The organism is Variovorax sp. 20P10.2.4 (assembly GCF_058244205.1).
The window spans coordinates 1-7,562 of sequence record NZ_JBZAYE010000356.1 but is presented as its reverse complement, the minus strand read 5'-3'; the positions used below and the strand labels follow the sequence as shown (position 1 = coordinate 7,562).

Genomic DNA, 7,562 nt, shown 5'->3' with positions numbered 1-7,562 from the left:
AGGGCCTGGTCGACGCGCCCCGGCTCGCCGCCGCGCGCGCCCATCCCGAATACGCGAGCCTGCCCAAGCCACCCACGCCGGCCCATGCCTATGCCTGGATGCGGCTGCGCGGGCTGCTGCCGGCCGAGAACGAGGACCAGGATGCGCTGATCGAGCGCATCGTCGCGACCCACGGCGATTCGATGGCCGAGGACGCGGAGGACACGCTCGACGAATCCGACGAGCTGCTCGAGGCCGGCGCGCTCGGCCTCTCGCATGCGGTGGTGCAGGCGCTGCGCGACGACGGCCTGCTCGACGCCGAAGACCTCGAGGAGGCGCTGCCGTGGGTGCCGCTGGTGTCCGACCAGCGTGCCGACCCGGCCACCGCCCTCGCCTGGCTGGTGACCGACGGCTGGCTCGAGGAAGAGCGCTTCGAGGCCATCGCCGCGCGCGTGGAGGCCGAGCCGGCCTTCGTCGGCGCGGACGAGCGGCGGCAGATCATCGCGCAGGCGCGCGAACGCATCGCGGCCGAGAACGCGAGCTCGAAGGTCATGGCGCGCAAGCGCTCGACGGGGCTGCGGCCTCCGCGCTGGCTCGGCGTGCTGGCAGTGATCGCGATGATCGGTGCGGCGGGCGCGTACCTGTGGAAGCTGAACGCCCTGCCGGCCTGCAACAGCGACCTGGCGCGGCGCGAACTCGACGGCCTGGTATCGAGCACCAGCAACGACGAGCGGCTGCGTTCCGAGCCCGGCGTCGAGGCCCGCGTGAGCGCGCTGCACGAGATCGGCTTCCTCAAGGTCGACAAGGTGCGCGGCTGCCTGGCCACGCTGTCGCGCGACGGGAAGACCGAGACCATCGGTTTCACCATCGGGTCCGACAGCGGCGGCTCGAGCGGCGACACGGTGGTACGCGGCGCCGAGGCGGCGATCGTCGAGGCGCGCTTCGGCGCGCTCGATGCCGAAGGCCGCCCGCAGCACAACGCCGAGCCGGTCGGCCGGCTGGCGCTCGCGGACGCGCTGCGCGAAGGCGTGGACAACCTGGAAGCGCGCATGCGGGCGCCCAAGAACCTGCAGGAACGCCTGCGCGCGCTGCGCGAAGCGCCGCTCATGGCGATCGATCCGGACCCCAGGCTCCCGCTGACCGAGGTCGAACCCGCCGGCGCCTGCCAGGCCGGAGACGGACAGCAGCAGGTCTGCCCGGTGGTGATGGTCTACGACGACCGCCGGCTCGGCGCGCTCGGCGGCGTGCAAGCCAGCAATGCCGCGTCGCTGCCGCTGCGCGCCGAGATCACGCTGGCGCCCGACGACACCGGCATCTGGCGCGTGGCCGGCGATTTCGAACGCAGCTTCGCGATGGCGGTGGTCGAGGCGCGGCTCACGAAACAGGGCGTGAGCGATGCCGCGCTGGGACCGCTCGAACTGCCCGAGCCGCCGCCGCCTCCGCCGACGCTCGTGATGCCGAAGCTGCCGCCGCCCAAGACGCGATAACCCATGCGCCGAGTCCCGCGCTCAGTGCGCGCCCGGCACGGCCTGGTCGGCCACCGTCGTGCGCCGACCGCGCAGCGCCAGCAGCTCGTTGAACAGCAGCGCGCCGATCACCATGGCGCCGCCGGTCAGCACGCTGGGGGCCGGTCTCTCGTTCGCGCCGAGCCAGGCCAGCGCGATGCCGAAGATCACCTCGAGCAGGGCCAGCAACGCCACCTCGGGCGCCTTCAGCACGCTGGCGCAGAGCACCGACAGCACGCAGGGAATCGCGAGCTGGAACAGGCCGAGAAAAGCCAGCAGGCCGAGGTCGTGCGCGCTGGCGCGGAACGGCATGGCCAGCGGCAAGGTGGCGAGCGTGCACAGCACGGCGCCGATCAGCACCGCGGGCACGAGGTCGATGCGCTGGCCCCTGGCCTGCGCATGCTGCACCACGGTCCAGTTGGCGGCGCCGGCCAGCGGCACGCACAACGCCACCAGCGTGCCCAGCAGCGATCCGCCCGCACCACCGAGCAGCTGCGCGCCGTACATCCATCCAATGCCCAGCCCCGCCACCACGATGGCGAGCCAGGTGCGCGCCGGCAGCTTGTGGCCGATGAACAGCCGCGCCGCGAGCGCGGTGAGCAGCGGCCCGAGCGACATGGTGACCAGCACGCTGGCGGTGGACGCCAGCGTGAGCGCCACCATGAAGGCCGTGAACATCACGGCCCAGCACAGACCCGAGATCCAGAGCTCGCGCCCGCCGGCCAGCAGCGCACGGAACACCTTCGGCCCGCGCCACAGCGGCAGGATCGCGCACAGCGACAGCACGGTGAACAGGCCGCGCCAGAAGGTGATCTCGAAACTGTGCGCGCCCTCGAGATGGCGCGTGACCATGCCCGCCGTGCCCCACATCAGGGTCACGGCCACCATCAGCCCCACGGCGCCGCCGTGGGTCAGGTGCAGGGGCATGGCGCGGAGGCGGTCCTCAGACGGCCGATTCGCGGCTCGCGCGCTTGCGCTCGTGTTCCTTCAGGAAGCGCTTGCGCAGGCGCACGCTCTTGGGCGTGATCTCGACCAGCTCGTCGTCCTCGATGAACTCGACGCCGTATTCGAGCGTGAGGTCGATCGGCGGCGTGATCTTGATCGCGTCTTCCTTGCCCGAGACGCGGAAGTTCGTGAGCTGCTTGGTGCGGGTGGCGTTCACCACCAGGTCGTTGTCGCGGCTGTGGATGCCGACGATCATGCCTTCGTACACCGGATCGTTCGCCTTCACGAACATGCGGCCGCGGTCGTCGAGCTTGCCGAGGGCGTAGGTGAAGATTTCACCGTCGTCCATCGAGATCAGCACGCCGTTCTTGCGGCTGCCGATCTCGCCCTTGTGCGGCTCGTAGCTGTCGAAGATGTTGCTGATCAGGCCCGAACCGCGCGTCAGGTTCAGGAATTCGTTGGTGAAGCCGATCAGGCCGCGCGCCGGGATGCGGTACTCGAGGCGCACGCGGCCACGGCCGTCCGGTTCCATGTTGACGAGTTCGCCTTTGCGCTCGCCCAGGGCCTGCATCACGCCGCCCTGGTGCTGCTCTTCGATGTCGGCCGTCACCAGCTCGATCGGCTCGTGCTTCTCGCCGTTGACGTTGCGGAACACCACGCGCGGCTTCGAGACGGCCATCTCGTAGCCTTCGCGGCGCATGTTCTCCAGCAGGATGGTCAGGTGCAGTTCGCCGCGACCCATGACTTCGAACACGCCTTCTTCGTCGGTCTCGTTCACGCGCAGCGCCACGTTGTGCTGCAGTTCCTTCTGCAGGCGGTCCCAGATCTGGCGGCTGGTGACGTACTTGCCTTCGCGGCCGGCCAGCGGGCTGGTGTTGACGCAGAAGTTCATGGTCAGCGTGGGCTCGTCGACCTTGAGCATCGGCAGCGGTGCCGGGCTCGCGGGGTCGGTCACGGTGACGCCGATGCCGATGTCGGCGATGCCGTTGATCAGCACGATCTCGCCCGGGCCGGCTTCGGTGGCCTGCACGCGGTCCAGGCCCTGGAAGGTCAGCACCTGGTTGATGCGGCCCTTGACGGACTGGCCGTCCGGGCCTTCCATCACCAGCACGTCCATCATCGGCTTCAGCGTGCCCTGGCTGATGCGGCCCACGCCGATGCGGCCGACGAAGGTCGAGAAGTCGAGGGCCGAGATCTGCAGCTGCAGCGGCGCGGCCGGGTCGCCCTTCTGCGAGGGCACGTGCTTCAGGATGGTGTCGAACAGGGCCGACATGTCGGGACCCCACTGCTCGCCGGGCGCGCCCTCTTCGAGCGAGGACCAGCCATTGATGCCCGAGGCGTAGACCACGGGGAAGTCGAGCTGTTCGTCGGTCGCGCCGAGCTTGTCGAACAGGTCGAAGGCGGCGTTGACCACCTTGTCGGGGTTGGCACCGGGCTTGTCGACCTTGTTCACCACCAGGATCGGCTTGAGGCCCAGGGCCAGTGCCTTCTTGGTCACGAAGCGCGTCTGCGGCATCGGGCCTTCCTGCGCGTCGATCAGCAGCACCACGCCGTCGACCATCGACAGCGCGCGTTCCACTTCACCGCCGAAGTCCGCGTGGCCGGGGGTGTCGACGATGTTGATGTGCGTGCCCTGCCAGGTCACGGCGCAGTTCTTCGCCAGGATCGTGATGCCACGTTCCTTTTCGATCGCGTTGTTGTCCATCACCGTGTCGACGACCTTCTCGTGCTCGGCGAAGGTGCCCGATTGGCGCAGCAGCTGGTCGACCATCGTGGTCTTGCCATGGTCCACGTGGGCAATGATGGCGATATTGCGGATTTGCTTGGTCATGGTGTCGCTTCGGTCTGTGGTGCGTTCAAAAGAATTTGCTGGATTTCGATGGGGTTCAGCAAGCGCCCCGGGATCAGTTCATGGGCGGCCACGTGGGCCGTGCCGAGGAAGGCCGGGGGCGATTCGCCGAACACCGCGACCCGGGCCGCATCGGCCCACGGCCCGCGCCGACGCAGGCCGGACAGAAAGCGCCCTGCATCCTCGCTGCCCAGCGTGACGATCGTGTGGCCCTCGACCAGGCATTCGGCAGGCAACAACCGCGCCAGCCGCTCGTCCTCGTCCATGGCCTCGAGGGCCTCGAGCGTGATGCACTGGGCCGCCACGAAGCCGCCGGTGGCGGTGCGGCGCAGCGAGCTCAGGTGGGCGCCGCAGCCCAGCGCCTCGCCAATGTCCTCGCCCAGGGTGCGGATGTAGGTGCCCTTGCTGACCGAGGCCTCGATGCGGATGGCATCGGCCGCGGTCTGCGCGATCTTCAGCGCGTGGATGACGACGTCGCGCGGCGCGCGCTCGACCTCGATGCCCTCGCGCGCGTATTCATAGAGTGCCTTGCCGTCCTTCTTGAGCGCGCTGTGCATCGGCGGCACCTGGCGGATCGGGCCGGTGTAGAGCGCCTCGGCGCGCGCCAGGTCCTCGGCCGTGACCTGGACCGGACGTTCGGCGATCACCTCGCCCTCGGCATCGCCGGTGGCGGTGCGGATGCCCAGCCGCGCGGTGGCGACGTAGGTCTTGTCGGCGTCGAGGTGCAGCTGGCTGAACTTGGTGGCCGCGCCGAAGCACAGCGGCAGCACGCCGGTGGCCAGCGGATCGAGCGTGCCGGTATGGCCCGCCTTCTCGGCGCGCAGCAGCCACTTGGCCTTCTGCAAGGCCTGGTTGCTGGACAGTCCCAGCGGTTTGTCGAGCAGCAACACCCCATGCACAGGGCGCCGCTGCACCCTTGTGCGTGGCGCATTCATGGCTAGTCGTCTTTCGAACGCGAAGCGACGGCCTGCGCGATCAGCGCGTTCATGTCGGCGGCACGCTCGGTGGTGCGGTCGAACACGAAGTGCAGCGTGGGCACGGTGTGGATGTGCAGGCGCTTGAACAGGCCGTTGCGCAGGAAGCCCGCGGCCTGGTTGAGCGCTTCGGTGGTCTCGTCGACGTCGCCGGTGAGCAGGCTGAAGAAGATCTTCGCGTGCGCATAGTCGGGCGTGACTTCCACCGCCTGCAACGTGACCATGCCCACGCGCGGGTCCTTCAACTCGCGCGCGATCAACTCCGTCAGATCGCGCTGGATCTGATCGGCGACCTTGAAGGCGCGGTTGGGAGTGGCGGCTTTTCTTTTGGGCATTGGCGAATGCGGAAGCGTTCCCGGATGTGGAAAGCGCAGATCGCGAAGCTCAGCGCTTCGCGACCTGCGCGTTCGACCGTCCGTTTACAGCGTCCGGGCGATCTCCTTGATTTCGAAGAATTCGAGTTGATCGCCTTCCTTGATGTCGTTGTAGTTCTTGAGCTTGATACCGCACTCGAAGCCTTCGCGCACTTCGCGGACATCGTCCTTCATGCGCTTGAGCGAGTCGACTTCGCCGGTGTAGACCACCACGTTGTCGCGCAGCAGGCGGAAGTGCGAGCTGCGGGTGACATAGCCCGAGGTGACGTACGAACCGGCCACGGTACCGATCTTCGAGGCCACGAACACCGTGCGGATCTCGGCCGAGCCGATGATTTCCTCGCGGCGCTCCGGTGCCAGCATGCCCGACATGGCGACCTTGATCTCGTCCACCGCGTCGTAAATGATGCTGTAGTAGTTGAGCTGGACACCATTGCCCTCGGCCAGCTTGCGCGCGCCGGCATCGGCCCGCACGTTGAAGCCGATCACCACCGCCTTCGAGGCGATCGCGAGGTTGATGTCGCTTTCGCTGATGCCGCCCACGCCCGCATACACCACCTGCACCTTGACCTCGTCGGTCGCGAGCTTGAGCAGCGATTGCGCGAGCGCTTCCTGCGAGCCCTGCACGTCGGCCTTGATGATGATGCGCAGCGTCTGCACTTCGCCCGCCGACAGGTCGGTGAACATGTTCTGCAGGTTCGCGGCCTGCAGCTTCGCCAACTTGGTGTTGCGGAACTTGCCGGCACGGTAGGTGGCGATTTCGCGCGCACGGCGCTCGTCGCTCATCACCATGAACTCGTCGCCGGCCTGCGGCACTTCGGTCAGGCCCTGGATCTCGACCGGGATCGACGGACCGGCCGTCTTGGTCGGCTTGCCGTCCTCGTCGAGCATGGCGCGCACGCGGCCATAGGTCGAGCCGGCCAGCACCACGTCGCCGGTCTTGAGCGTGCCGGACTGAACCAGCACGGTCGCGACCGGGCCGCGGCCCTTGTCGAGCTGCGCTTCGATGACCAGGCCCTTGGCGGCGGCATCCACCGGCGCCTTGAGTTCCAGCACTTCGGCCTGCAGCAGCACCTGTTCGAGCAGGTCGTCGATGCCCTGGCCGGTCTTGGCCGAGACGCCGACGAACGGAACGTCGCCGCCGTACTCTTCGGGCACCACCTCTTCGGCCACCAGTTCCTGCTTCACGCGGTCCAGGTTGGCATCGGGCTTGTCGATCTTGTTGATCGCAACCACGATCGGCACACCCGCCGCCTTCGCGTGCTTGATGGCTTCCTTGGTCTGGGGCATGACGCCGTCGTCGGCCGCCACCACCAGGATCACGATGTCGGTGGCCTGCGCACCGCGGGCACGCATGGCGGTGAACGCCTCGTGACCCGGGGTGTCGAGGAACGACACCATGCCGCGTTCGGTTTCCACGTGGTAGGCACCGATGTGCTGCGTGATGCCGCCGGCTTCGCCCGCGGCCACCTTGGCGCGGCGGATGTAGTCCAGCAGCGAGGTCTTGCCGTGGTCGACGTGACCCATGACGGTCACGACCGGTGCGCGCGGCAGGGCTTCGGCGGTTTGCGCCGACACGTCCTCGTCGGTGAAGGCTTCGGGATCGTCGAGCGCGGCAACCACCGCGTTGTGACCCATTTCCTCCACCACGATCATCGCGGTGTCCTGGTCGAGCGCCTGGTTCATCGTGGCCATCTGGCCCAGCTTCATCAGCTGCTTGATCACCTCGGACGCCTTGACCGACATCTTGTGCGCGAGCTCGGACACCGTGATGGTTTCCGGCACGTGCACCTCGATGATGCGGGCCTCGACCGGTGCTGCCGGGGCGTGCTGCTGGTCGTCGTGGCCACGGTCGTTGCCGCGGCGTCCGCGCGGACCGCCGCGCCAGTTGCCACGGCCCACGCCGCCGCTCGCGTCGCCGCGGGTCTTGATTTCC

General features: G+C 68.3%; 6 protein-coding genes. 1 reads left to right on the top strand and 5 read right to left on the bottom strand.

The features are described from left to right. Window positions 1-1,466, top strand: a 1,466-nt coding sequence (locus tag AC27VN_RS26630) for a hypothetical protein (protein WP_490878474.1), incomplete at its 5' end; no start/stop codon positions are given. A 21-nt stretch (window positions 1,467-1,487) separates the two neighbouring features. Here AC27VN_RS26630 and AC27VN_RS26625 read toward each other — a convergent pair. The 5 genes from AC27VN_RS26625 to infB form a co-directional block, all read right to left on the bottom strand. Beyond that, the gene (locus AC27VN_RS26625) at window positions 1,488-2,411 is read right to left on the bottom strand and encodes a DMT family transporter (protein WP_490878473.1); all 924 of its coding nucleotides are present in this window, start codon (window positions 2,409-2,411) and stop codon (window positions 1,488-1,490) included. Between the two features lie 16 nt (window positions 2,412-2,427). Beyond that, window positions 2,428-4,260 carry a translational GTPase TypA gene (typA, locus tag AC27VN_RS26620; RefSeq protein ID WP_093341770.1) on the bottom strand — a complete coding sequence of 611 codons (1,833 nt, stop codon included), beginning with the start codon at window positions 4,258-4,260 and terminating at the stop codon, window positions 2,428-2,430. Continuing rightward, on the bottom strand, window positions 4,257-5,213 hold the full coding sequence (gene truB / locus AC27VN_RS26615; RefSeq protein ID WP_296787844.1) for a tRNA pseudouridine(55) synthase TruB: 957 nt from the start codon (window positions 5,211-5,213) through the stop codon (window positions 4,257-4,259). Before truB ends, typA begins: the two co-directional genes overlap by 4 nt. Before the next feature lie 2 nt (window positions 5,214-5,215). Continuing rightward, window positions 5,216-5,587, bottom strand: a complete 372-nt coding sequence (gene rbfA / locus AC27VN_RS26610) for a 30S ribosome-binding factor RbfA (RefSeq protein WP_093341767.1) — start codon at window positions 5,585-5,587, stop codon at window positions 5,216-5,218. Window positions 5,588-5,671: 84 nt separating this feature from the next. Continuing rightward, window positions 5,672-7,562: translation initiation factor IF-2 (gene infB, locus AC27VN_RS26605; protein ID WP_490878472.1), on the bottom strand; the 1,891-nt coding region annotated here is incomplete at its 5' end.